This is a genomic window from Pseudomonas sp. GW821-FHT09E12, assembly GCF_059416085.1.
The window spans coordinates 748,991-773,816 of sequence record NZ_JBWKOM010000001.1 but is presented as its reverse complement, the minus strand read 5'-3'; the positions used below and the strand labels follow the sequence as shown (position 1 = coordinate 773,816).

At 64.9% G+C, this 24,826-nt stretch carries 17 protein-coding genes; 11 read left to right on the top strand and 6 right to left on the bottom strand.

The window, feature by feature from the left end; translation table 11 throughout:
• Positions 1-90 precede the first annotated feature (90 nt).
• Entirely contained in the window at positions 91-2,778 is a 2,688-nt protein-coding gene (locus AC07PQ_RS03455) for an MGH1-like glycoside hydrolase domain-containing protein (protein ID WP_493184426.1), read from the top strand.
• Between the two features lie 60 nt (positions 2,779-2,838).
• Here the strand turns inward: AC07PQ_RS03455 and AC07PQ_RS03450 are convergent, their stop codons facing one another.
• On the bottom strand, positions 2,839-4,557 hold the full coding sequence (locus tag AC07PQ_RS03450) for a hydrogenase maturation protein (protein WP_493184427.1): 1,719 nt from the start codon (positions 4,555-4,557) through the stop codon (positions 2,839-2,841).
• A gap of 300 nt (positions 4,558-4,857) precedes the next feature.
• Between AC07PQ_RS03450 and AC07PQ_RS03445 the strand changes: the two genes are divergently transcribed.
• From AC07PQ_RS03445 to AC07PQ_RS03410, 8 genes are all read left to right on the top strand, one after another.
• Positions 4,858-5,370, top strand: a complete 513-nt coding sequence (locus AC07PQ_RS03445; RefSeq protein ID WP_007921828.1) for a sigma-70 family RNA polymerase sigma factor — start codon at positions 4,858-4,860, stop codon at positions 5,368-5,370.
• The gene (locus AC07PQ_RS03440; protein ID WP_493184428.1) at positions 5,367-6,320 is read left to right on the top strand and encodes a FecR domain-containing protein; all 954 of its coding nucleotides are present in this window, start codon (positions 5,367-5,369) and stop codon (positions 6,318-6,320) included. The genes AC07PQ_RS03445 and AC07PQ_RS03440 overlap by 4 nt, the downstream gene beginning before the upstream one ends.
• Positions 6,321-6,425: 105 nt before the next feature.
• On the top strand, positions 6,426-9,365 hold the full coding sequence (locus AC07PQ_RS03435; protein WP_493184429.1) for a TonB-dependent receptor: 2,940 nt from the start codon (positions 6,426-6,428) through the stop codon (positions 9,363-9,365).
• 184 nt (positions 9,366-9,549) lie between these two features.
• The gene (locus AC07PQ_RS03430) at positions 9,550-12,444 is read left to right on the top strand and encodes a TonB-dependent receptor (protein ID WP_493184430.1); all 2,895 of its coding nucleotides are present in this window, start codon (positions 9,550-9,552) and stop codon (positions 12,442-12,444) included.
• Positions 12,445-12,717: 273 nt separating this feature from the next.
• Positions 12,718-14,571, top strand: a complete 1,854-nt coding sequence (locus AC07PQ_RS03425) for an extracellular solute-binding protein (protein ID WP_493184431.1) — start codon at positions 12,718-12,720, stop codon at positions 14,569-14,571.
• Positions 14,558-15,622 (top strand): microcin C ABC transporter permease YejB, encoded by a 1,065-nt coding sequence (locus tag AC07PQ_RS03420; protein ID WP_087091530.1) that lies wholly within the window; start codon positions 14,558-14,560, stop codon positions 15,620-15,622. The genes AC07PQ_RS03425 and AC07PQ_RS03420 overlap by 14 nt, the downstream gene beginning before the upstream one ends.
• Positions 15,622-16,644 carry an ABC transporter permease gene (locus tag AC07PQ_RS03415; RefSeq protein WP_493184432.1) on the top strand — a complete coding sequence of 341 codons (1,023 nt, stop codon included), beginning with the start codon at positions 15,622-15,624 and terminating at the stop codon, positions 16,642-16,644. Before AC07PQ_RS03420 ends, AC07PQ_RS03415 begins: the two co-directional genes overlap by 1 nt.
• A 1-nt stretch (position 16,645) precedes the next feature.
• Positions 16,646-18,268, top strand: coding sequence for an ABC transporter ATP-binding protein (locus tag AC07PQ_RS03410; protein ID WP_493184433.1), 1,623 nt, complete (start codon positions 16,646-16,648; stop codon positions 18,266-18,268).
• An 81-nt stretch (positions 18,269-18,349) separates the two neighbouring features.
• Here AC07PQ_RS03410 and AC07PQ_RS03405 read toward each other — a convergent pair whose 3' ends face one another.
• Together AC07PQ_RS03405 and AC07PQ_RS03400 are read right to left on the bottom strand one after the other, a co-directional pair.
• A complete protein-coding gene (locus AC07PQ_RS03405) occupies positions 18,350-18,664 on the bottom strand; it encodes an SCP2 sterol-binding domain-containing protein (RefSeq protein ID WP_007921837.1) in 315 nt (104 codons plus the stop codon).
• Between the two features lie 50 nt (positions 18,665-18,714).
• Positions 18,715-19,425, bottom strand: coding sequence for a histidine phosphatase family protein (locus tag AC07PQ_RS03400; protein WP_493184434.1), 711 nt, complete (start codon positions 19,423-19,425; stop codon positions 18,715-18,717).
• A 204-nt stretch (positions 19,426-19,629) separates the two neighbouring features.
• Here AC07PQ_RS03400 and sohB point away from each other — a divergent pair, with 204 nt between their 5' ends.
• On the top strand, positions 19,630-20,652 hold the full coding sequence (gene sohB, locus AC07PQ_RS03395) for a protease SohB (RefSeq protein ID WP_007921839.1): 1,023 nt from the start codon (positions 19,630-19,632) through the stop codon (positions 20,650-20,652).
• 163 nt (positions 20,653-20,815) lie between these two features.
• On the opposite strand, the gene AC07PQ_RS03390 is transcribed toward sohB, so the two are convergent.
• Together AC07PQ_RS03390 and AC07PQ_RS03385 are read right to left on the bottom strand one after the other, a co-directional pair.
• Positions 20,816-21,310, bottom strand: a complete 495-nt coding sequence (locus tag AC07PQ_RS03390; protein ID WP_007921840.1) for a DUF934 domain-containing protein — start codon at positions 21,308-21,310, stop codon at positions 20,816-20,818.
• On the bottom strand, positions 21,294-22,952 hold the full coding sequence (locus tag AC07PQ_RS03385; protein WP_007921849.1) for a nitrite/sulfite reductase: 1,659 nt from the start codon (positions 22,950-22,952) through the stop codon (positions 21,294-21,296). Before AC07PQ_RS03385 ends, AC07PQ_RS03390 begins: the two co-directional genes overlap by 17 nt.
• 497 nt (positions 22,953-23,449) lie before the next feature.
• Here AC07PQ_RS03385 and AC07PQ_RS03380 point away from each other — a divergent pair, with 497 nt between their 5' ends.
• Positions 23,450-24,547, top strand: a complete 1,098-nt coding sequence (locus AC07PQ_RS03380) for an ABC transporter substrate-binding protein (RefSeq protein ID WP_493184435.1) — start codon at positions 23,450-23,452, stop codon at positions 24,545-24,547.
• A 7-nt stretch (positions 24,548-24,554) separates the two neighbouring features.
• Here the strand turns inward: AC07PQ_RS03380 and AC07PQ_RS03375 are convergent, their stop codons facing one another.
• Positions 24,555-24,773 carry a DUF2970 domain-containing protein gene (locus AC07PQ_RS03375; RefSeq protein WP_007921856.1) on the bottom strand — a complete coding sequence of 73 codons (219 nt, stop codon included), beginning with the start codon at positions 24,771-24,773 and terminating at the stop codon, positions 24,555-24,557.
• Positions 24,774-24,826: the final 53 nt, after the last annotated feature.

The following is a 24,826-nucleotide window of genomic DNA, read 5'->3' as shown; positions in this document are numbered from 1 at the left end:
GGCGCCTCGCACCATGAAACATTTGTCATGGGCCGCCGGCGCCACCAGCCCCTACACTGGCTTTCACCTCCATGGCTCACGGACACCCCCATGACGGCAGCAGCGGCGGCAAGCATCCTCGAAACGGTCGAAGGCCAGCGCCTCAATGGCGAGGCCTGCGAACCCTGGCGCGAGTGGGGGCCGTACCTGAGCGAGCGGCAGTGGGGCACGGTGCGCGAGGACTACAGCGCCGATGGCGATGCCTGGGCCTACTTGCCCCACGACCATGCGCGCAGTCGGGCCTACCGCTGGGGCGAGGACGGGTTGGCGGGGTTCTCCGACAAGGCCCAGCACTGGTGCCTGGGGCTGGCCCTGTGGAACGAGCGCGACAGCATTCTCAAGGAACGCCTGTTCGGCCTGAACAACGCCGAAGGCAATCACGGCGAAGACGTCAAGGAGCTGTATTTCTACCTCGATGGCGTGCCTAGCCATGCCTATATGCGCATGCTCTACAAATACCCGCAGGCGGCCTTTCCCTATGAGGACCTGCTGCGGGAAAACGCCCGGCGCGGCCTGGACGATACCGAGTACGAGATCCTCGACACCGGGGTATTCGAGGACGATCGCTACTTCGACGTGACCGTGGAATACGCCAAGCACGCGGTCGACGACATCTTCATGCGGGTCACGGTGCACAACCGTTTTCATCAGCCGGCGCGTTTGCGGGTCTTGCCCCAGGTATGGGCGCGCAATACCTGGAGCTGGGGCGGCGACTCGCGCAAGCCGAGCTTGCGCCTGGAGGGCGAGCAATTGCTGGCCCGGCATCCGCGGTGCTCGCCGATGCAGGTCAGCGCCTGGGGGCCGGAGCGTTGCGAGTGGCTGTTCTGCAACAACGAAACCAACTTCCCGAGACTCGATGGCCTGGCCGCGCCCGGTCCGTTCAAGGACGGGATCAACGACTACCTGCTGGGAGGCTCCGCCAGCGCCATTGCCCGTGACGGCGGAACCCGCGCTGCCGCTCACTTCACCCTGGAGCTGGCCGGGCTGGAGAGCAAAAGCGTATACCTGCGTTTTGCTCCGGCTGGCTCGCCCCAGGTCAGCGCCCGGAGCCTGTTCGAACAACGGCGGGCCGAGGCCGATGCGTTCTACGCCGCGCTGCAACAGGGCATCGCCGATGCCGACGCACGCAATGTGCAGCGCCAGGCCCTGGCCGGGCTGCTGTGGTCCAAGCAACTCTACGATTTCGACGTCAACCGCTGGCTCGATGGCGATCCCGGCCAGCCTGCGCCGCCGGCGTCACACGCCCATCTGCGCAACAGCCATTGGCGGCACCTGGCGAACTTCGACATCGTGGCCATGCCCGACACCTGGGAATACCCCTGGTACGCCTCGTGGGACCTGGGTTTCCAGGCGGTGGCCCTGGCCTTGATCGACCCGGGCTTCGCCAAGCACCAGTTGTTGCTGCTGGTCAAAGACCGCTTCATGCATCCCAACGGGCAGTTGCCGGCCTACGAGTGGCGCTTCGACGACGCCAACCCGCCGGTGCATGCCTGGGCCAGCTGGCGGGTGTACCAGCGGGAAAAGGCCCTGACCGGCCAGGGCGACATGGACTTTCTCGAACGGATCTTCCACAAGCTGCTGCTGAACTTCTCCTGGTGGGTCAACCGCAAGGACGCCGAAGGGCGCAACCTGTTCCAGGGTGGTTTCCTCGGCCTCGACAACATCGGGCTGTTCGACCGCTCGGCGCCCTTGCCGCCGGGCTACACCCTGGACCAGGCCGACGGCACCGCCTGGGTCGCGGCCTATGCCCTGGACCTGATGCGCATTGCCCTGGAACTGGCCAGGCGCAACCCGGTGTACGTGGACATCGCGGTGAAGTTCTTCGAGCACTTCCTGTACATCGCCGGCGCCATCAACCGGCTGGACAACGGCGACACAGGGCTGTGGGATGAGCAGGACCGGTTCTTCTACGACGTGCTGCATCGCCCCGACGGTGGCAACGAACCGCTGCGCCTGCGCTCCATCGTCGGCCTGATGCCGCTGTTCGCCGTGCAGGTGCTGGAACAGCATGAACACGAATGCCTGCCGGGGCTGCGTGAGCGTTTGCTGGAGTTCATGCACCATCGGCCGGACCTGGCCAGCCTGGTGTCGCGCTGGAACGAGCCGGGGCAGGGCAATCGCCTGTTGCTCGCACTGCTGCGCGGCGAGCGCACCAAGGACCTGCTCAAGCGCATGCTCGACGAGGCGGAGTTTCTTTCCGAGTTCGGTATCCGCTCGCTGTCCAGGGTCTTCGCCGAACACCCCTTCGCCCTGCAGGTCGACGGTCATCAGTTGCGCGCCCGTTACGCGCCGGCCGATTCCGACTCACGGCTGTATGGCGGCAACTCCAACTGGCGCGGGCCGCTGTGGATGCCGATCAACTACATGCTGATCGAGTCGCTGCGCGAGTTTCATCGCTACTACGCCGACAACTTCTCGGTGGAATACCCCAGCGGGTCCGGCTACCTGGCGTCCCTGGAGGAAGTCGCCGACAGCCTGAGCCAGCGCCTGACCCGCCTGTTCCTGCGCGACGAGGACGGGCGCCGCCCATCGATGTGTGCCTACGCGCAGTTGCAGGCCGATCCCCGGGACCGGGATCTGCTGCTGTTCCATGAATACTTCCACGGCGACACCGGCCGCGGCCTGGGGGCGAGCCACCAGACCGGCTGGACGGCGCTGGTGGCGTTGTTGTTGCAGCCTGTAGCCGCTGCCGAGCCTGCGAGGCTGCGACAAGGCCCGCAGGGCCTTCAGCGATCTTGAAAACGCCGCGCCCCTGCGGGTCGATCGCAGGCTGCGCCAGCGGCTACAGGGGCGGGGGGATCAGGCGCTCAAGGTGTCTGGCTGTGGCACGGCCCAGTCCTCGATCAACCGCTGCGGGGTGCAGCAGGTCTTGCGCTTGTAGACGAAGCCGGCGCATTTCTCGGCGAAGCCGTGGCGGTTCTGCACCATGTCCAGGTGCATCTGTTCCAGCTCGGCGTTGCGGCAGTGCTGCATCAGTTGCGGGTCGGCGTTGGCCTTGCGCTCGCGCAGGGCCTGGTATTTCGGTTCGGTCAGCACGGCGTTGGCCCGCTGCAGCAGCCACAGGCCGAACTCGTCGGGGCAGCGCGGGCCGACTTCCTGGACCATGCCCATCTGCAGGGCCTGGAAAGCGTTGATCGGCAGGCATTCGTCGGTGAGCTTGTGCGCCATGGCCTGGCCGACCGCGCGGGGCAGGCTGTAGGTCCAGTATTCCGAACCGTACAGGCCCATGCTCTTGTAGTGCGGGTTGTAGACTGTATTGGCCCGGGCCAGCACCACGTCGGCCGCCAGCGCCAGCATCAGGCCGCCGGCCCCGGCATTGCCGGTGAGGCCGCTGACCACCAGCTGGCGGGCGCTGAGCAGCTCCTTGCAGACGTCGTCGATGGCCTGGATGTTGTTCCAGGCTTCCAGGCCCGGCACCGGCGCGGCCTGGATTACGTTGAGGTGCACGCCGTTGCAGAACGCGCCACGCCCGCCCTTGATCAGCAGCACCTGGGTGTCCCGGGCCTTGGCCCATTGCAGCGCGCTGACCAGGCGCTGGCAGTGTTCGGTGCTCATGGCGCCGTTGTAGAACTCGAAGGTCAGCTCGCCGACGTGGCCCGACTCGCGGTAGCGGATCGGCTGGTAGGTCTCGTCGCTGAACGGCTCGCTGGCGACCGACCAGTGCAGGTGAGGCACGCCGTCCAGTTGGCCGGCCAGCACATGGCGGGCCGGCAGCTTGAAGTGTTCCGTGCCCGGCCGGGCCTTGCGCTTGAGGGAGCCGATCCACAGGCTGCGGTCGCCGCAGGCCACCAGCACCGCATCGTCGTGCACCGCCAGCAGTTCGCCGGGGATGCCGCTGCGGCTATCCAGGTGCGCGTCATACAGGTAGTACTGCCCGCCGGCGAGGCTGGCCAGGACCCCGGGCTGGCCGTCGGCGGCGTCGATGCAGCGCTTGATGAAGGCGGCGCTGTCGTGCCAGCTGAAGCTGCGGTCGTCCTGTTTCATGTTCGGTTGCAGGCGGCCGCGCACCTGCGGCTGGCTGTAGTCCAGGGGCACAGGGACGAAGTCGCTGCCGAATTTTTCCACCACATCGCGGATGCAGTAGATCGCCGCGTCGGCCACCGGCCCGTTGTACAGCTCGGACTTGCGCACCTGCGCCGGCACCTTGAATTCCCTGGTGGACCAGACCGGCCCGGCGTCCATTTCTTCCACCGCCTGCAGGGCGGTGACGCCCCAGCGCTCGAGGTTGTTGCTGATGGCCCAGTCCAGGGCGCTGGCGCCGCGGTCGCCGACGATGCCCGGGTGGATGATGATCACCGGGCGGGTCGGGTGGCGCCACAGTTGCTCGGGCACCCGGTCCTTGAGGAAGGGGCAGATCACCAGGTCGGCGTCCGCCTGTTCGATCTGCCGGCAAACGTCTTCTTCGTTGGTGAACAGCACCACGCTGGGACGATGGCCGGACTGGCGCAGGTCCAGCCAGGCACGCTGGGTGAGACCGTTGAAGGCGGTGGACAGCAGAATGATCTTCAGCGATTGCATAGCGACTCTTCCTTGAGGATGAAGCGGGGCCGGCCGTTCCGAAAGCCGTCCCTGGCCGATGGAGGCGCCAGAGTAGAGAGGACCTTTGGGCGTCCTGCTGACCGAGATCAATCAAGTGCGTCGGGCGGCGCCGCGAGGCGCCGGATTACATATATTCGTTAGTTAGCCTGGGTAAATTTTTAATTACTTCCAAATGGATTCAGCCCTGTTGCACAGTCGCTCCCCTAATCCTGGGTCGGCAATGTCCCGAACCAGCCAGACGATTTCGAGAGGGGGAGCTGTCTTGTGAGGGAGCCAGGCATGGGTGCGAATCGGAACCCTCATTACTCACTGATCGGGCAGATGTTCAAACGCGACTATCAGTGGCTGTGTGCCTCGGTGGGTCGCGTCCTGGGCTGCCATCACAGCGCCCAGGACATTGCCTCGGAAACCTTCGTGCGGGTGCTGGCCCTGCCGGACCCGGCGGCCATTCGCGAGCCCCGGGCGCTGCTGACCACCATCGCCCGGCGCCTGGTCTACGAAGGCTGGCGGCGCCAGGACCTGGAGCGCGCCTACCTGGAAAGCCTGGCCCTGGCGCCGACGCCGGTGCACCCGTCACCCGAGGAGCGGGCGCTGGTGATCGAAGCGCTGCTGGCTGTGGACCGCTTGCTCAACGGTTTGTCCGCCAAGGCCAAGGCGGCCTTTCTCTACCATCAGCTCGACGGCCTGACCTACGCCGAAATCGGCCAGCAGTTGGGGGTGTCCACCAGTCGCGTCCAGCAGTACATGGCCGAGGCGTTCAAGCGCTGTTATCAGGCGATGGTCGACGCATGAGCCGGCCGCGCGCGAACGAGGCGCTGGTGGATGAAGCCGCGCAATGGATGGCCCTCCTGCAATCGGGGCAGATGAACGCCCAAGAACGCCAGGCATTCCACGACTGGCGCGCCGCCGACCCGCAGCACGAGCAGATCATCGTGCTGATGGGTGGCGGCCTGGGGGCGCTGCGCAGCCAGGCGTTGCGCAACCTGTCCCGGGACAGCCTGCTGCACAGCCTGAATGCGCCGTCGAGCCGCCGGCGTTTTATCGGCGGCAGCCTGAGTGTGATGGCCCTGGCCTTGGCCGCGACCTTGCTCGGCCGACGCTACAACCTGCTGCCCGAGGCGGGCGCCTTGTACACCGGCACCGGCGAGCGCCGCGATTTCTCCCTGGCCGACGGCAGCGCCCTGACCCTCAACGCCCGCAGCCAGGTCGTGAGCTGTTTCGATGCCCAACAGCGGTTGTTGCAACTGCGCAATGGTCAACTGCTGGTGGACGTGGCCAGGGACCCGCAGCGGCCCTTCGTGGTGGAAACCGAACACGGGCGCATGCGGGCTTTGGGCACGAAGTTCCTGGTGGAGCGCGGCGAGGACTGGACGCGCCTGGTGATGCTGCATTCGCAGGTCGAGGTGCTCACCGCCAGTGGCGCGCGGCAGGTGGTCGAGGCCGGCGAAAGCCTGCGTTTCGACGCTCGGCAACTGTTGCTGCTGGAGCGTGCCAAGGGCCATGAAAGCGCCTGGACCTCGGGGGTATTCGAGGCCCGCGACCGCCCCCTGAGCGAGGTGATCGACAGCTTGCGCGGCTACCGGCGCGGCATCATCCGCCTCAGCCCCCAGGTGGCCGACCTGCGCCTGAGCGGCATCTATCCCCTGGACGACAGCGACCGCAGCCTGCAGTTGCTCGAGCGTTCGCTGCCGATCCGCGTCAGCTACCACAGCCCATATTGGGTCAGCATCGAGCCGCGCTGAAGGGCGCGGTTATAACCCCATAACCCCTTGGCCTAACCGCCACCCTATAAAAACCCGTCAGTCGCTGCTCATTCCCTGCAACCGCATTCAACAGGGAATCGCTCCATGCACTCATCGAACCTTTTCAACCCGCCGCGCCTGTCACTGGCGTTGGCCCTGGCGTTCGGCGCTTGTGGCAGCGCCGCCTGGGCCCAGCAGGCAGAATCCCGGCAGCTAGAGGCCAGGCAGATCACCTTCGACATTGCCGCCGGCCCGCTGGACGAGGTGCTGCTGGATATCTCGCGGCAGAGCGGGGTGCCGATTTCCTTCCGCCAGGACCTGGTGCAGGGCAAGCGCAGCCCGGCCATTCGTGGTGCCCTGGGCGGCCAGCAGGCGGTGGACAAGGCCCTGCAAGGCAGCGGCCTGGAGGCCCAGCACAGCGAGCAGGGGCTGACCATTCGTAATGCTCCGGCCAGTGCCAAGGCCAGCCCTGAAGCCAGCACCGTGGTGCCGGTACGCGCGCCGGACCCGCAGCTGGAAAAGGTCACGGTGACCGGCTCGCGCATCGCCCGCGCCCAGTCCGACGGCGCCACTCCGGTGAACGTGATTACCCATGAAGAGATGGAGGCCCGCGGTTACCGCAACGTCTACGACGCCCTGGCGACCCAGACGCAGAACACCGGCATGACCCAGGGCGAGGACTACGGCAACACTTTCCAGCCCGCCGCCAGCGCCCTCAACCTGCGGGGGCTGGGCCCCAACCACACGCTGGTGCTGATCAACGGCCGGCGGGTCGCGGACTATCCGACGGCCTATGGCGGCCAGGTCAACTTCACCAACCTGGCCAACATCCCCTCGGCGATCATCGACCGCATCGAGGTTCTCAGCAGCGGCGCCTCGGCCATCTACGGCTCCGATGCGATCGCCGGGGTGGTCAACATCATCCTCAAGGAGAAGGCCAGCGGCATAGACGTCAACCTGCGTGGCGGCACCACCGAGCGCGGCGGCGGCGACAACCAGCGCCTGCAGATCAGCGGCGGTGGCAGCTGGGGGGATTTCGATGGCCTGTTCGGCCTGGAACTGACCCATCGCCAGCCGATCTGGGCCGACGACCGCGGCTTCATGGATCGCGGGCCGGCCCTGGACGTGGGCTACCGGCGCAACCTCGACAGCGGCAAGTACATCGGCCCTGGCTGCGGCGCCTACTCCGGGGTGTTTGCCAACCACCTCAGCGGCAGCGGCGGGCGCTGCACCACCGACCAGGTCTACAACGATTACTGGACCTTGCAGACGCAGAAGGAAAACTACGACGGCTACACCCGCGGCACCTGGCATTTCAGCGACAGCGGCAAGGTCTTCGCCGACCTGATGTATGGCCTGGACCATATCCAGAACAACACCCGCGGGCCGAGCTTCACCTCGCCCGACTTCATCAACCGGAACACGGGCAACCTGGAGCGCTGGTTCCGGCGCTTCTCCGAGGAGGAAATCGGCGGCCGCACCAGCAACAACAGCAAGTGGCGCGACACCTCCTGGACCGGCACCCTGGGCCTGTCCGACCGGATCGCCGACACGGCCTGGAGCTATGAGCTGGCGGCCAACCGCTCGGAGTACCGCAGCGTGCGCACCACCCGCTATACGCCGTCGGCCACTATTCGCGATTTCTACCTGGGGCCGCAGCTGGGCGAGCAGGGCGGGTATCCGCTGTTCGCCCCGGATGCCTCACGCCTTGACCGCCCGCTGACCGAAGAGGAGTGGCGGCAGTTTCGCCGCAACCTGACCCAGACCAGCAAGTCGGTGTCGCAGAGCTACAACGCCTCGCTCAACGGCGAGCTGTTCGACTTGCCGGCGGGGCCGGTGGGCTTCGCCGGCATCCTTGAGCTGGGCAAGCAGGAATACCGCGTCGATCCGGACGATGGGCTCAACGACGGCAGCTTCTACGGCACCACCCCGGCGCAGAGTTCCGGTGGCTCGCGCAAGCGTTATGCCGCCGGCGGCGAGTTCAGCGTGCCGATCAGCGACAGCCTGCTGGCGTCGCTGGCGGGGCGCTGGGACCAGTACAAATTCAGCGGCCGCACCGAGCAACAAAAGACCTACAACCTGGGCCTGGAATGGCGCCCGCTGAACAGCCTGCTGCTGCGCGGCAGCTACGGCACCAGCTTCCGTGCCCCGGACCTGAACTACATCTACCAGGCCGACACCAACGGCTATGTGCCGGACCAGATCGACTACTACGGGTGCAGCCAGGGTGTCGAGGGCGCCTGCGATCGCGGGCGGGTGGACTACACCCAGAGCGGCACCGCCGACCTCAAGTCCGAGCGGGGCAAGTCCTGGACCTACGGGTTCGTCTGGTCGCCGTCGCGCAATTTCGATGTGTCGGTGGATTACTGGCGCGTGCAGATCGAGGACCTGCTGACCACCGTCGACCAGAACCGCCTGTTGCAAGAGGAAAACGCCTGCCGCAGTGGCGCCATGGACACCAATTCGGCCAGCTGCCAGGCGACCCTGGCGCGCATCCAGCGCAACCCGGGCACTGCCGCGGTGGACCCGAACCGCTTGCAGCGGGTGCAGATCAATGCGATCAACGCCGCCAGCGAACGGGTCAGCGGGCTCGACCTGAAAAGCAATATCCGCTGGGGCGCCGGGGAGTACGGGGCGTTCAGTTCGACCCTGGGCTACACCCTGGTGCTCTCGCATTTCTACAAGGAATCGGACGACGCGCCGACCCAGGACTGGCGCGTGGACCGCAGCAATCACGACTGGCGCAGCAAGGTCAACGCCAGCCTGACCTGGGATTACCAGCACTACACCGCGACCCTGCTGGGCATCCGCTATGGCAGCGTGACCAACGGCAACTCGGACGGGCGCCTGTCGCCCTGGACCGTGTTCAACGCCAGCGCCCGCTACAAGGTCAACGACCGCGCCAGCGTCGGCCTGACCGTCAACAACCTGCTGAACCAGGTCAAGCGCGACGACTCCGGCGGCTGGCCGTATTACCCCACCGGCAACTACGACCCCTACGGCCGCCAATGGTGGCTGGATGTGAGTTATCACTTTGGCGGCTGAACCCTCCCTATGGCTGATGGTGTCTGGCCTGATGCACCGCGGCGCCTGCATCGCGAGCAAGCTGCGCTCCTACGGGGCAGACGAACAGGCATAAGCTCATCACCCAACGGTCTAGACCGGCCTCTATAAAAACCTCCGGGCCGTTGCACATCCCTGCATACACCTAATGCAGGGATGGTTGTCCATGAGTCTGTTCGTACCCCGTAGATCCCCTTTGAGCCTGGCCTTGCTGGCGGCGCTGAATGTATTGCCGGCCTGGGCCGCGACCACTCCGTTCAACCTGCCCGCGGGGCCGCTGGACCAGACCCTGCTGCAGATTTCCCGACAGACCGGCCTGCCGATTTCCTTCGAGCAGAAGCTGGTGAGCGGCCGTTATGCGCCGGCGATCCAGGGCCAGCTCGACCAGCACCAGGCGCTGACCCTGGCCTTGCAGGACAGCGGCCTGAAGGAGCAGCAGGACACCCAGGGCGTGACCCTCGTGGCGGACACCAGCACCGCCAGCAGCGCCCCGGCGTTTACTGAGCCCACCACCCAGTTGCAGCGGGTGGAAGTGACCGGCACCGCGATCCGCCGGGTCGATGCCGAGACCGCGGTGCCGGTCACCGTGCTGCGGGTCGAGAAGCTGCGCGAGCAGGGCGTGACCACCACCGAAGAGCTGATCAACCGGATTTCCGCCAACCAGTCCTCGGTCGGCTCCGGGCGCTCAGTGGGCTCCAGCAGTGGCGGCGCGGCCTATGCCGACCTGCGCGGCATAGGCCCGAACAAGACCCTGGTTTTGCTCAACGGCCGGCGCCTGAGCAACAACGCGACCAATGCCATCAACGGCTCCGGGGTCGACCTCAACACCATTCCGTTTGCCGCCATCGACCGGGTCGAGGTGCTGCGCGACGGCGCGTCCGCGCTGTACGGCACCGACGCCATCGGCGGGGTGATCAACTTCATCACCAAGAAGAGCCTGACCCGCGGCCAGGTCAGTACCGGCTACGACACCCCGAGCCATTCCGGCGGTGGCCAGAGCAGGAACTTCAGCGGCAGCTGGGGCATCGGCGACCTGGAGGAAGACCGCTTCAACGTGTTCGGCGTGGTCAGCTACGACAAACAAGAGCGCCTGGCCGCCAAGGATCGCGGCTACACCTACAACTACCAGCCGGGCCGGGGCCTGGACTACACCTCCGGCACCGCCTCGCCGGCCAACTGGAGCCAGGGCGCCAATGCCACCAACCCGCTGGCCGGCTCCGGCTGCAACGCGCCGGGCTTGCTGTCGCGCAACGGCATTTGCCGCCAGAGCCTGTGGAGCTACCTGGACCTGGTGCCGGAAACCGAAAAGACCTCGGCCTTCGCCAAGGCCACCGGCAAGCTCAGCGACGATCACAACGTCAGCCTCGAATACTTCTGGGCGCGCAACGAGAACCGCACCCAGATCGGCCCCGGCACCCTGATGGGCAATCAGGTCAACCCGGGCACCGCGTTCTATCCGGGCAATGGCATCACCCCGGGGCCGAGCGGCTTTGCCCTCGACCCGACGCAACCGGTGGCGGCCAACTGGCGGGAAACCGATGTCGGCGCCCGCCGCCATGAAGACGACAACACCGGCCAGCGCCTGCTGCTGAGTTTCGATGGCAGCGTGGCGGGCTGGGACTACAACATCGGCGCCTCGTACAACCAGAACAAGGTGGTCAGTACCATCCGCAGCGGCTACGTGAACGATGTGGCAGTGTCCGAGGGCATCGCCAATGGCGTGATCAACCCCTTCGGCCCGCAGACCGCGGCAGGCAGCGCGCTGCTGGCGGCCAATACGGTGGACGGCGATTACGCCACGGCGGTCGGGCGGGTCAAGGCCATCGACGGGCGGGTCAGCCGCGAGATCGGCGACTGGTTCGGCTCCGGCCCCGCGGCCCTAGCCCTGGGCGGCGAGTACCGCAAGGAAGACTTCCACCAGGATTTCGCCCAGTTCGCCGGCAATGTGCAGAGCCTGGGCATCGACCCCAACGGCAGTGTGTCGGGCGACCGCAGCGTGCAGGCGCAGTACGCCGAACTCAACGTGCCGGTGCTCGACAGCCTGGAGCTGACGGCGGCGATCCGGCATGACAAATACAGCGACTTCGGCAGTACCACCAACCCCAAGTATTCGTTCCGCTTCCAGCCCTTCAAGGAGCTGGTGCTGCGCGGCGCCTACAGTGAAGGCTTCCGCGCGCCGTCGCTGTACGAGCTGTACAACCCGACCTTTACCACCTTCACCAACGCCAACTACAACGACCCGCGGCTATGCCCCGGCGGCACCCCGGCCAATGGCGGGATCGGCAACCGCGACTGCGCCCAGCAGTTCAACCGCAGCACCGGCGGCAACACCGAGCTGAAGCCGGAAACCGCGCGCAACGTGACATTCGGCTTCGTCTACCAGCCGTTCGAGCGGCTCAATGCCGGGCTGGATTTCTGGTGGATCAAGGTCGCCAACCAGATCGCCGAGTTTCCCGAGTCGGCGCCGTTCGACAATCCCGACCTGTACGCCGACCGGCTGGTGCGCAAGGCCGACGGCTCCATCGATCATGTGGTCACGGGCATGGCCAACCTGGGCAAGCTCAAGACCAGCGGGGTCGATGTCAGCCTCGACTATCGCCTGCCAGCCACTGCCTGGGGCGAGTTCGGCCTGGGGCTGCAAGGCACCTACGTCACCCGCTACGACTACCAGCAACAGCTCAAGGGCGAATACATCGACAAGCTCGGGGATTTTCGCGGCGGCGACTTCGCCTCGGCCGGCGCGGTGGCGCGCTGGCGCCACAGCCTGACCGCGACCTGGAACCAGGGGCCGCTGGGCGCGACCCTGACCAACCGCTACACCAGCGGTTACCACGACTCCGACCGCGACAGCCATAACCGCGTCGGCTTCTACAACGTCTGGGACCTGGCCGGCACCTACACCTGGCGCCAGGCCCTGGGCGTGACCCTCGGGGTGAAGAACCTGTTCGACCGCGAGCCGCCGTTCAGCAACCAGACCTACACCTTCCAGAGCGGCTACGACCCACGCTACTCGGACCCGTTCGGACGGACCCTGTATACGCGGCTCAGTTACAACTTCTGAGTCGACCGGCAATAAAAGGTCCGGACGCTTTTTAGTAACCAAAGGTTCTAAAACCCGCTCTATAAAAATGCCCGGTCAGTTGCACATGACAGGCAGGAGCGGGGTGTTTCGGGTGGAGAGATAAGGCTGGGAGTCGAGTGGCGGCTGGACGATCTTTCGCGAGCAAGCTCGCTCCTACAGAAGTGCACAGGTCCTCTGTAGGAGCGAGCTTGCTCGCGATGACGCCGGTACAGACACCGTCATCCTGGCCCCTGTTCAAAGAGGCATCATTCCATGCTGTTGCAACGCGCTGTGCTGTTCTGGCTCTGCCTGCTGCCGAGCCCCGTGCTGCTGGCCGCCGTGCAACCGTCGCTGACGGTCTACGGCGAAGCCCCGAAATACCCCGCCGGCTTCCAGCATTTCGACTATGTCAACCCGGACGCTCCCAAGGGCGGCAGCCTGCGCCGTTCCTCCCTGGAAAGCGGGCCCTTCGACCATCTGATTCCGTATATCGACAAAGGCACCGGCGTGGCCGACATCGACGGCTGGCTGTACGCGCCGCTGGCCTATCGCTCAAAGGATGAGCCCTACACCGTGTACGGCCTGGTGGCCGAAGGCCTGGAGCTGGCCGCGGACCGTTCCTGGCTGCGCTTTTACCTCAACCCGCGGGCGCGCTTCGACGATGGCAGCCCGATCACCGCCGAGGATGTGCGCTACACCTTCGAGCTGCTGATGACCCAGGGCAGCTTCAAGTACCGTCAGCAGTTCGCCGATGTCGCCGAGGTGCAGGTGGAATCGCCGACCCGGGTGCGTTTTGTGTTCAAGAACACTGAGAGCCGGACTTTGCCCCTGGACCTGGCATCGCTGCCGGTGTTGCCCGAGCACTGGTGGCGCGGCCGCAATTTCGCCGACGGTGGCGGCTTCGAAGCGCCGCTGGGCAGCGGGCCGTATCGGGTGAGCGCGGTGGACGCCGGGCGCAGCGTGGACTTCGAGCGGGTCAAGGACTGGTGGGGGCAGGACCTGCCGGTGGCCCGCGGACGCTACAACTTCGACCGGCTGCGGGTGGAGTTCTTCGCCGACACCGATGTGTCGCGGCAGATCCTCAAGGCCGGCGGCTACGACTACAACCGCGAGTTCTCCGCCACCGGCTACACCATCGGTTATGCCGGCGCTGCACTGGAGCAGGGGCGGCTGGTGCGCGAACACCTGGCGCCGGGTTCGGCCCTGGGCGCCCAGGGTTTTATTTTCAACCTGCAGAAACCGCAGTTCCGGGACCGCCGGGTGCGCCAGGCGATCGCTATGCTCTGGGACTTCGAGTGGAGCAACCGGCAGATGATGCGCAGCCTGTATCTGCGCCAGCAGAGCTTCTTTTCCCACAGCGAACTGGCGGCAGCGGCGCTGCCGGACGCGCAAGAATTGAAGATCCTTGAACCCTGGCGCGGGCAGGTCCCGGACGAGGTCTTTACCCAGGTGTTCCAGGCGCCGCGCACCGACGGCAGCGGGATCATCCGCCCGCAGCAGTTGCAGGCGCTGAAGCTGCTGGAACAGGCGGGCTGGAAACCCCAGGGCGATCAGTTGCGCAACGCCGCCGGCGAGCCCCTGCATTTCACCTTTCTCAATGGCCAGAAAGGCCTGGAGCGTTTACTGCTGCCGTTCAAGCGCAACCTGGTGCAGATCGGCATCGGCTTCGATATCCGCCAGGTCGACAGCGCGCAATACACCAACCGCGTGCGCAGCCGCGACTACGACATGATCATCGCCGCCTACCCGGTGTCCCAGGCGCCGGGGCGCGAGCTGTTCAACTACTTCGGTTCGGTGAGCGCCGACGACCCGGGCTCGAACAACTACATGGCGCTGCGCGACCCGGCGGTGGACGGGCTGATCAGCGCCCTGGTGCAGGCCGACAGCCGCGCCAGCATGCTGGCCCACGCCCGGGCGCTGGACCGGGTGTTGCAGTGGGGCTACTACTGGATTCCCAATTACTACCCGCCGGGCATTTCCTCGGTGTGGTGGAACCGCTTTGGCCGGCCGGCCATCGCCCCCCTGTACGACGCCGGGCTCGACACCTGGTGGGAGGTCAGCGCCGAGGCACTGACCCTGAGCCAGATGCGCCAACGTAGCGGGGAGGTGGTCCATGCTGGCTTATAGCGCGCGGCGCCTGCTGCTGATCGTGCCCACCTTGCTGTGCATCCTGCTGGTGAACTTCGTCATCGTCCAGGCGGCGCCCGGCGGCCCGGTGGAGCAGGCCATCGCCCGCCTGCAAGGCATTGGCGGCGCCGCGGCGGTGGGCGGCGGGCATGTCGAGACGGTGGGCGGCGAGTCCCGCGCCACCCGTGGCCTGGACCCCAAGCTGCTGGCCGATATCGAGCGCCAGTATGGCTTCGACAAGCCCGCCGGCGAGCGTTTGTGGCTGATGCTCAAGCACTATGCGCGGCTGGATTTCGGCGACAGTTTCTTTCGTGGCGCCAAGGTCACCGAGCTGATCGCACAGAAGCTGCCGGTGACCTTGTCGCTGGGCCTGTGGGCGACGCTGATCACCTACCTGGTGTCGATCCCGCTGGGGATTCGCAAGGCCATTCATGACGGCTCGGCCTTCGATGTCTGGAGCAGCGCGGCGATCGTCATCGGTTATGCGATGCCGGGGTTCCTGTTCGCCCTGCTGCTGATCGTGGTGTTCGGCGGCGGCACCTTGCTCGACTGGTTCCCGGTGCGGGGGCTGGTGTCGGAGAACTTCGCCCAGCTCTCGGCCTGGGGCAAGGTCGTCGATTATTTCTGGCACCTGGTGCTGCCGGTCAGCGCCCTGGTGATCGGCGGTTTCGCCACCTTGACCCTGCTGACCAAGAACAGCTTTCTCAACGAGATTTCCCGCCTGTATGTGGTCACCGCCCGGGCCAAGGGCCTGAGCGAACGGCAGGTGCTGTACGGCCATGTGTTTCGCAACGCCATGCTGCTGGTGGTCGCTGGCTTGCCCCAGGCCCTGGTCAATGTGTTCTTCGGCGGCTCGCTGCTGATCGAGGTGATCTTCTCCCTCGACGGCCTCGGGCGCCTGAGCTACGACGCCGCGGTGTCGCGGGATTACCCGGTGGTGTTCGGCTCGCTGTTCATCTTCACCCTGTTCGGTCTGCTGATAAAACTGCTCGGCGACCTGTGCTACACCCTGGTCGATCCGCGCATCGACTTCAGTGCAAGGAGCGCCTGATGTTGACCTTGTCTCCCATAGGCCAGCGGCGCTGGCAGCGCTTCAAGTCCCACCGGCGCGGCTGGTGGTCGTTGTGGCTGTTCGTCGCGCTGTTCGCCCTGAGCCTCGGCGGTGAGCTGATCGCCAACGACAAGCCTTTGCTGGTGGCTTACCAGGGCCAGTGGTATTTCCCGGCGTTCAAGCGTTACACCGAGCAGCAGTTCGGCGGCGAGCTGCCGTTCCAGCCGGATTACCGCAGCGCTTCGGTGCGCCAGTTGATCGAAGGGCAGGGCGGCTGGTTGCTGTTCGCGCCGATTCCTTTCGCTTTCGACACGGTCAACTACGACCTGACGGAACCGGCGCCAAGCCCGCCCTCGGCGCAGAACTGGCTGGGCACCGACGACCAGGCCCGGGACGTGCTGGCGCGGGTGATCTTCGGCACCCGGGTGTCGCTGCTGTTCGCCCTGGCGCTGACCGCCGCCAGCGCGCTGATCGGCATCGCCGCCGGCGCCCTGCAGGGCTATTACGGCGGCTGGATCGACCTGTTGGGGCAGCGCTTGCAGGAGGTCTGGTCGGGGCTGCCGGTGTTGTATCTGCTGATCATTCTCTCAGGGTTCGTCGAGCCGGGTTTCTGGTGGCTGCTGGGGATCATGGCGCTGTTTTCCTGGCTGGCCCTGGTGGATGTGGTGCGCGCCGAGTTCCTGCGCAGCCGCGGCCTGGAGTACGTCAAGGCGGCGCGGGCCCTGGGTGTCGGCGATACCCAGGTGATGCTGCGGCACATCCTGCCCAACGCCATGAGCGCCACCCTGACGTACCTGCCGTTCATCCTCACCGGGGCCATCGCCACCCTGTCGGCCCTGGATTTCCTCGGCTTCGGCATGCCGGCCGGCAGCGCGTCCCTGGGCGAGTTGATCGGCCAGGGCAAAAGCAATCTGCAGGCGCCCTGGCTGGGGCTGACGGCGTTTTTCGCCCTGGCGCTGATTCTGTCGTTGCTGGTGTTTATCGGCGAAGCCTGCCGCGACGCCTTCGATCCGAGGCATTGAGATGAGTGAACGACTGATTGAACTGCGCGGCCTGCGGGTGGCGTTCAAGGCCACTGAGGTGGTGCATGGCATCGACCTGGAGATCCGCGGCGGCGAATGCCTGGCGCTGGTGGGCGAATCCGGCTCCGGCAAGTCGGTGACGGCCCACAGCCTCCTGCAATTGCTCGACCCGGGCAGCACGCGCATCGCGGGCAGCATCCGTTATCGCGGCGAAGAGTTGCTCGGCGCCAGCCCGGCGCGCTTGCGCCAGCTGCGTGGCAACCGCATCGCGATGATCTTCCAGGAGCCCATGAGCTCGCTGAACCCCCTGCATAGCCTGGAGCGACAGCTGGGGGAAACCCTGCGCCTGCACAAAGGCATGGCCGGCAGCCAGGCCCGCGAACGGATCCTGGAACTGCTGCATCTGGTGGGCATCCAGCAGCCGGAGCAGCGCTTGCAGGCCTATCCCCATCAGCTCTCCGGCGGGCAACGCCAGCGGGTGATGATCGCCATGGCCCTGGCCTGCGAACCGGAGCTGCTGATCGCCGACGAGCCGACCACCGCCCTCGACGTGACGGTGCAGCGCAAGATCCTGCTACTGCTCAAGGATTTGCAGCAGCGCCTGGGCATGGCATTGCTGCTGATCAGCCACGACCTCAACCTGGTGCGCAGCATCGCCCAGCGGGTAGCGGTGATGCGTGCCGGGGAGATAGTCGAAACGGCCGAGTGCGCGCAGCTGTTCGCCGATCCCCGGCATCCCTACAGCGTCCAGCTGCTGAATGCCGAGCCCGGCGGCCAGGCGCTGCGCCGCGGGCCCAGCGAGACTCTGCTGGCAGTGGAGGGGCTGAAGGTCTGGTTCCGCCAGGGCGGTGGCTGGCTGCGGCCCAGGCGTTACCTGAAGGCGGTGAACGGCATCGACCTGCAACTGCAACGGGGCAAGACCCTGGGCATTGTCGGTGAATCCGGCTCGGGCAAGTCGACCCTGGGCCAGGCGATCCTGCGGCTGATCGAGTCCGAAGGCCGCATCCGCTTCAAGGGGCAGGACCTGCACAGCCTCGACGGCAAGCAACTGCGGCCATTGCGTCGGCAGCTGCAAGTGGTGTTCCAGGACCCCTTCGGTAGCCTCAGCCCGCGCCTCAGCGTGCAGCAGATCATTGCCGAAGGCTTGCTGGTGCACAGCGAGCTGAATGCGTGGCAACGCGAGCAGGCGGTGATCGAAGCCTTGCAGGAGGTCGGCCTCGACCCGGCCAGCCGCCATCGCTACCCTCATGAGTTTTCCGGCGGCCAGCGCCAGCGCATCGCTATTGCCCGCGCCCTGGTACTCAAGCCGGAACTGATCCTGCTCGACGAACCGACTTCGGCCCTCGACCGCACGGTGCAGAAACAGGTGGTGGCGCTGCTACGCCGCCTGCAACAGGAGCATGGTCTGACCTACCTGTTCATCAGCCACGACCTGGCGGTGGTGCGGGCGCTGGCCCATGACCTGATCGTGATGAAGGAGGGCGAAGTGGTGGAGCGCGGCGAGACCGAGCAACTGTTCGGCACGGCGCGCCATCCCTATACCCGGGAGCTGCTGGCGGCGTCCTCGGTGATGGCGGCTCCCGTCACCGGTTTGCCGCTGGCCGAGCCCCTTTGCGCCGACTGAAAGCGCGGGCCTGAAACGACGAATCCCGCCGGAAGGCGGGATTCGTGGGCAAGACAAGGGCTTCCCTGGGGAAGCGCTTACTCAGGCCGGGAACAGTTCGCTCAGTTTCATCGCCAGCATCATGTCGCCTTCGGCGCGCAGTTTGCCGCCCATGAAGGCCTGCATGCCGTCGGTTTCGCCGCTGACGATGCCTTGCAGGGTTTCGCCGTCCATTACCAGCGTGACCTGGGCGTCCGGGTTCTCGCCTTCCTTGAGCTCGCAGGTGCTGTCTTTGACGATCAGCGAGAAGTTCTTGGTGTCATCGATACGGAAACCGAAAACCAGGTCCAGGCCGGCAGCGGCAGCTGGGTTGAACTTGGCTTTCATGGCTTGTACGGCGTCGGCTACGGAGGTCATGGTTCGATCCTTTTATGGGTTGTTACAGCAAGGGTCACAGTGATCCGGACTCAGCGGAAAGTGATGAGTTCCGGGGCCTTCAGCAGTTGCAGGTGGGCATGGCTGTTGAAGGAAGCCAGGGCAACCTCGCGACCGCGAAACTTCAGCTGGTTGAGCGAGGTATTGACGATTTGCCAATTCAGTTCGAAGGCCTGGGCGGCAGGCATCCGGGTAATCAGGTGGAGCAGGGCGGTGATGGTGCCGCCGGAGGTGAACACGGCGATTCTCTGGGTGTTGTCGGCCTGTTCCAGAATGCGCTGCAGGCCGGCCTGCACCCGTTCGACAAACCCCAGCCAGCTTTCCAGCCCCGGTGGATCGTAGGTGCCGGCCAGCCAGCGCTCGATGATCAGGGCGAAGATGCGCTGGAATTCGGCGCGGTTCTGCGCGGCGTTGCGCAGGATGTCCAGGGCGTTGGGCTCCTCGGACAACATATCGGGCAGCAAGGCGCGGATCACCGCATCGGCATCGAATTCGTTGAACGCCGAATCGGTTTCCAGGATCGGCGTGGGCAGGCCCGCGGCGCTGAACTGTTGCAGGGTGGAATTGGCGGTGTGTTGCTGGCGACGCAGGTCGCCCGCCAGGCAGCGATCGAAGTTCACGCCCAGTTCGACCAGATGTTGACCGAGCACTTCGGCCTGGCGCACACCCGTGGTCGACAGGACGTCGTAGTCGTCTGCACCGAAGGAGGCCTGGCCATGTCGAATCAGATAGATGCTGCCCACGTCCGCGTCATCCCGGTACGTTGAAAGTTTTGCGAGGTTATGAGGATGCCGGTGAGCTGTCAATGAAAAAACATACGCTTGTTTGAAATGCCCGTTAGAGCACGGTAACAGGAGGTTTCGCGACTGGTCGACGCCTGGCTGCGCCGGTATGCTGGAGCCATTCCGCCACGTGTTGGCAGTGATGCACGTCTTTAAGGAGTCCCTGTGGAGTTTCTCTCCGAGTACGCCAGTTTCCTGGCCAAAACCGTCACCCTGGTCATCGCCATCCTGGTGGTGCTGATCACCGCTGCCTCGCTGCGCAGCAAAGGCCGGCGCAAGGGCGCCGGGCAGTTGCATGTGAGCAAGCTCAACGATTTCTACAAGGGCCTGCGCGAGCGTCTGGAGCAGAGCCTGCTCGACAAGGACCAGCTCAAGGCACTGCGCAAGTCCGAGGCCAAGGCCGAGAAAAAACACAAGAAGCAGCACGAGGAAAAACCGCGGGTGTTCGTGCTGGATTTCAGCGGCGACATCAAGGCCTCGGCCACCGAGGGGCTGCGCCACGAAATCACCGCGCTGCTGAGCCTGGCCACGCCCAAGGATGAAGTGGTGCTGCGCCTGGAAAGCGCCGGCGGCATGGTGCACAGCTATGGGCTGGCCTCGTCGCAACTGGCGCGGATTCGCCAGGCCGGCGTGCCGTTGACGGTGTGCATCGACAAGGTCGCGGCCAGCGGCGGCTACATGATGGCGTGCATTGGCGAGAAGATCATCAGCGCGCCGTTCGCCATCCTCGGCTCGATCGGCGTGGTGGCGCAGTTGCCCAACGTCAACCGCCTGCTGAAAAAACACGACATCGACTTCGAAGTGCTGACTGCCGGTGAGTACAAGCGCACCCTGACCGTGTTTGGCGAAAACACCGAAAAGGGTCGGGAGAAATTCCAGGAAGACCTGGATGTCACCCATCAGTTGTTCAAGAACTTCGTTTCCCGTTATCGGCCGCAACTGGTCATCGACGACGTGGCCACCGGTGAAGTCTGGCTGGGTGTCGCGGCGTTGGAAAAGCACCTGATCGACGAGCTGAAAACCAGCGACGAGTACCTGGCCGAGCGCGCCAAGAGCGCCGAGCTGTTCCACCTGCACTACGCCGAGCGCAAGAGCCTGCAGGAGCGGGTAGGGCTGGCGGCCAGCGGTTCCATCGACCGCGTGCTGCTGACCTGGTGGAGTCGCCTGACCCAGCAGCGTTTCTGGTAAGGGGCACCACGGGAACGTGTTTCTTCTGTAGGAGCGAGGCTTGCCCGCGATCGCGGGTACCGCGTTAAAGATGCTGCGTTTAAAGATGCCGCGTTTAAAGATGACAGACACAAAAAAGCCCTGAACCGGTTTCCCGGTCCAGGGCTTTTTGTTGGCGCGGGCCTTAGCGGCGACGGAACAGCGGCAGCGGTTCGTCGGTGGCGGCCTGATAGGTCACGGAGAAGTCCTTGAGGCTTTCCAGGGCTTCGTACGGGTCCTTGTCGGCGCGCAGGGCGTAAGCGTCGAACCCACAGCGGCGCAGGTAGAACAGCTGGTCGCGCAGCACATCGCCGATCGCTCGCAGTTCGCCCTTGAAGCCGTAACGGTCGCGCAACAGGCGGGCGTTGGAGTAGTTGCGGCCGTCGGTGAAGGCCGGGAAGTTCAGGGCGATGACCTGGAAGTGCTGCACGTCATCGCCGATCTCTTCGGCTTCTTCATCGGCGTCCAGCCACACGCCCAGGCCGCCGTCGCGGGCCTTGAGGGCGTGAGCGTGCTCGCGCCACAAGGCCAGAGGTACGATCAGGTCGTCGCAGTTGGAAATACCGTCGAGGGTCGCATCCTTGGGCAGCAGGTGCCAGGTTTCGTCGATGACCTCGTTGTTCTTAATGATTCGCTGCATAGACGCGCTCCTTGAAGAGGTCGATGCCAATACGTTGGTAGGTGTCGATGAAGCGCTCGTCTTCGGTACGTTGTTCCACGTACACGTCGATCAGCTTCGAGATCACATCGGGCATGTCGTCCTGGGCGAAGGACGGGCCGAGGATCTTGCCCAGGCTGGCGTCGCGGCTGGCGCTGCCACCCAGGGAAACCTGATAGAACTCTTCGCCTTTCTTGTCCACCCCGAGGATACCGATATGGCCCACGTGGTGGTGGCCGCAAGCGTTCATGCAACCGGAGATGTTCAGGTCCAGCTCGCCGATGTCGAACAGGTAGTCCAAGTCATCGAAACGACGCTGGATGGACTCGGCGATCGGGATCGACTTGGCGTTGGCCAGGGAGCAGAAATCACCGCCCGGGCAGCAGATGATGTCGGTCAGCAGGCCGATGTTCGGCGTGGCGAAACCTTGCTCGCGCAGCTCGCCCCACAGGGTGAACAGTTGGCTCTGCTCGACGTCGGCGAGAATCACGTTCTGCTCGTGGGAGGTGCGCAGCTGGCCGAAGCTGTAGCGGTCGGCCAGGTCGGCGATGCCGTCCAACTGCTTGTCGGTGACGTCGCCCGGGGCTACGCCCGTGGGTTTCAGCGACAGGGTCACGGCGACATAGCCCGGCTTCTTGTGGGCCAGGGTGTTGCGCGTGCGCCAGCGGGCGAAGCCCGGATATTGTTTGTCGAGTTCGGCCAGCTCGGCGTCCTGGTTGGCCAGGGCCTTGTAGTCCGGATCGACGAAGTGCTTGGCCACGCGATGCACTTCGGCGTCGGTCAGGGTGGTCTGGCCGCCGCGCAGGTGAGCCATTTCCGCTTCGACCTTCTCGGCGAACACCTCTGGGGTCAGGGCCTTGACCAGGATCTTGATCCGCGCCTTGTACTTGTTGTCACGCCGGCCGTAGCGGTTGTAGACCCGCAGGATGGCGTCGAGGTAGCTCAACAGGTCCTGCCACGGCAGGAACTCGTTGATGAAGGCGCCGACCACCGGGGTCCGGCCCAGGCCGCCACCGACCAGGACCCGGAAGCCCAGCTCGCCAGCGGCGTTGTGCACCGGCTCCAGGCCGATGTCGTGGACTTCGATGGCCGCGCGGTCCGAGGTCGAACCGTTGATGGCGATCTTGAACTTGCGCGGCAGGTAGGCGAACTCAGGGTGGAAGGTGGTCCACTGACGGACGATTTCACACCAGGGGCGCGGGTCGATCAACTCATCGGCGGCGACGCCGGCGAACTGGTCGGTGGTGACGTTGCGCAGGCAGTTGCCGCTGGTCTGGATGGCGTGCATCTGCACGGTCGCCAGCTCAGCCAGGATGTCCGGGATGTCTTCCAGCGCCGGCCAGTTGAACTGCACGTTCTGCCGGGTACTGATGTGGGCGTAGCCCTTGTCGTAGTCGCGAGCGATCCTGGCCATCATCCGTGCTTGGCGCGAAGTCAGCTGGCCATAAGGCACCGCCACCCGCAGCATCGGGGCAAAACGTTGGATATAGAGGCCATTCTGCAGGCGCAGAGGGCGGAATTCTTCTTCGCTCAGCTCGCCTGCCAGATAGCGCCGGGTCTGATCACGGAACTGCTTGACGCGGTCCTCGATGATCCGCTGATCGTACTCGTCGTATACGTACATATAGATCCTGTTCTCAGGCTTATCAGGTGACGCAGAGGCGGATGTCACCCAAGAAATTCTGCGCGCACGGCCGCGCACTCCCAACGGAGCCGGGCGAAGATACCAGTTTGCAGTTATGCGCAAAAGTGATGTTTGAGTATATGCAAAGAACCAAAACGACTAACGGTATCCGACCGGCTCAAACCCACATTTGTGGTGAGGGCAATCCTCGGCTTAACTGTGCTCGAGTCTTTGTGCAGTCACCGATAAAACCGACAAGAGGCGATGCTATGAGCAATCCAACCAAGGCAAGGAAAAGCGACAGTGCTGTCGATGCTTGGGCCATTCTCTTTCTGATCATTCTGGTCGTGGGAACGGCGGTGTTCTGGGTCAGTCATCAATAGTTGCGGTCAAGCGATGAGCAGAGTCCGAATTGTCTGTGGGAAATGACGATTTGCCGATATAGGCCAGTATTTTGCCAGTTATACTGCGGGCAATATTCCGGGACTCTGGTCGCAATGTTCAAGGCGTTTGGTAAGTGTCTGCTGCTGGTGCTGCTTGTACTGAGTCCAACGTTCTGGGCCATGGCCCATGCCACCTCGGTAGTGTTTTTGAATCCGGGCTACTCCACTGAAAACTTCTGGGTCGGGTATTCCCAATTCATGCAGGCCGCGGCCAATGACCTCGGCCTGGATTTGCGCGTGCGTTATTCGCAGCGCGATTCGCAAACCACCATCCGCCAGGCCCGGGAAGCCCTGCAGGGCCCGGACCGGCCGGATTACCTGGTGGTGGTCAACGAGCAATATGTCGCGCCGGAGATCCTGCGCCTGTCCCAGGGCAGCGGGGTGAAGCTGTTCGTCGTCAACAACGCGCTGACCGCCGATCAGCAACGCTTGCTGGACGAGCACCAGAGCCGTTATCCCGACTGGATCGGCAGCATGATCGCCAACGACGAAGAAGCCGGCTACCTGATGCTCAAGGAGCTGATCCGTCGTCACGGCCCGTTCGCTCCCGGGCAGTACGTCGACCTGCTGGCGTTCTCGGGCGTGAAGAACACTCCGGTGGCGCAATCACGCGAGCAAGGCTTGCGGCGGGCATTGGCGGAGCATCCCGAGGTGCGCCTGCGGCAACTGGTGTATGGCGAGTGGAATCGCCAGCGCGCTTTTGAGCAGGCCCAGCAGTTGCTCAAGCGCTATCCGCAGACGCAGTTGATCTGGTCGGCCAACGACGAGATGGCCCTGGGAGCGATGGAGGCGCTGGAGCAGCAAGGGCGGCGACCGGGCAAGGATGTGCTGTTCAGCGCCCTGAACAGCTCGCCGCAGGCCTTGCAGGCATTGATCGACGGACGCCTGACGGCGTTGATCGCCGGGCACTTCACCCTGGGGGGCTGGGCAATGGTGGTCCTCAACGACGATGCCCGGGGGCTGAACCCTGCGACCCATGGCGGCCCGGACTGGCAACTGGGCGTGTTCCAGTTCCTGGACAAGGTCCAGGCGCAGCGTCTGCTGGAGTTGCAGGGGACACAGCAATACGGCGTGGACTTTCGCGGGTTGTCGGCCGAGGGCAAGCCGGCCGGCTACCGTTATCCCTTCTCGCTGAATCTGTTATTGCACTGACAGGCGTTCAAAGCCCCGCCAGGTGCACTACCAGCTTGACGATACCGAACAGGGTCAAGGCGAACACCGCGGTGAACAGAATGCCCAGGATCACGAAATGGCTGGGTTTGCCGTGGGTGAAGTCGCGCTTGCGGTTCTTCCCGCTCTGCACGCCAAAGGCGGCAGCGGCGACGCTTTGCAGCATCTGCCAAAGGGTCGGCGGCTTGTCGTTGATGGGGTCGTCCATAAATCCCTCGACACAAGTGGGTGTGGGGAAAGCATAGACAATTTTCGCGTAGC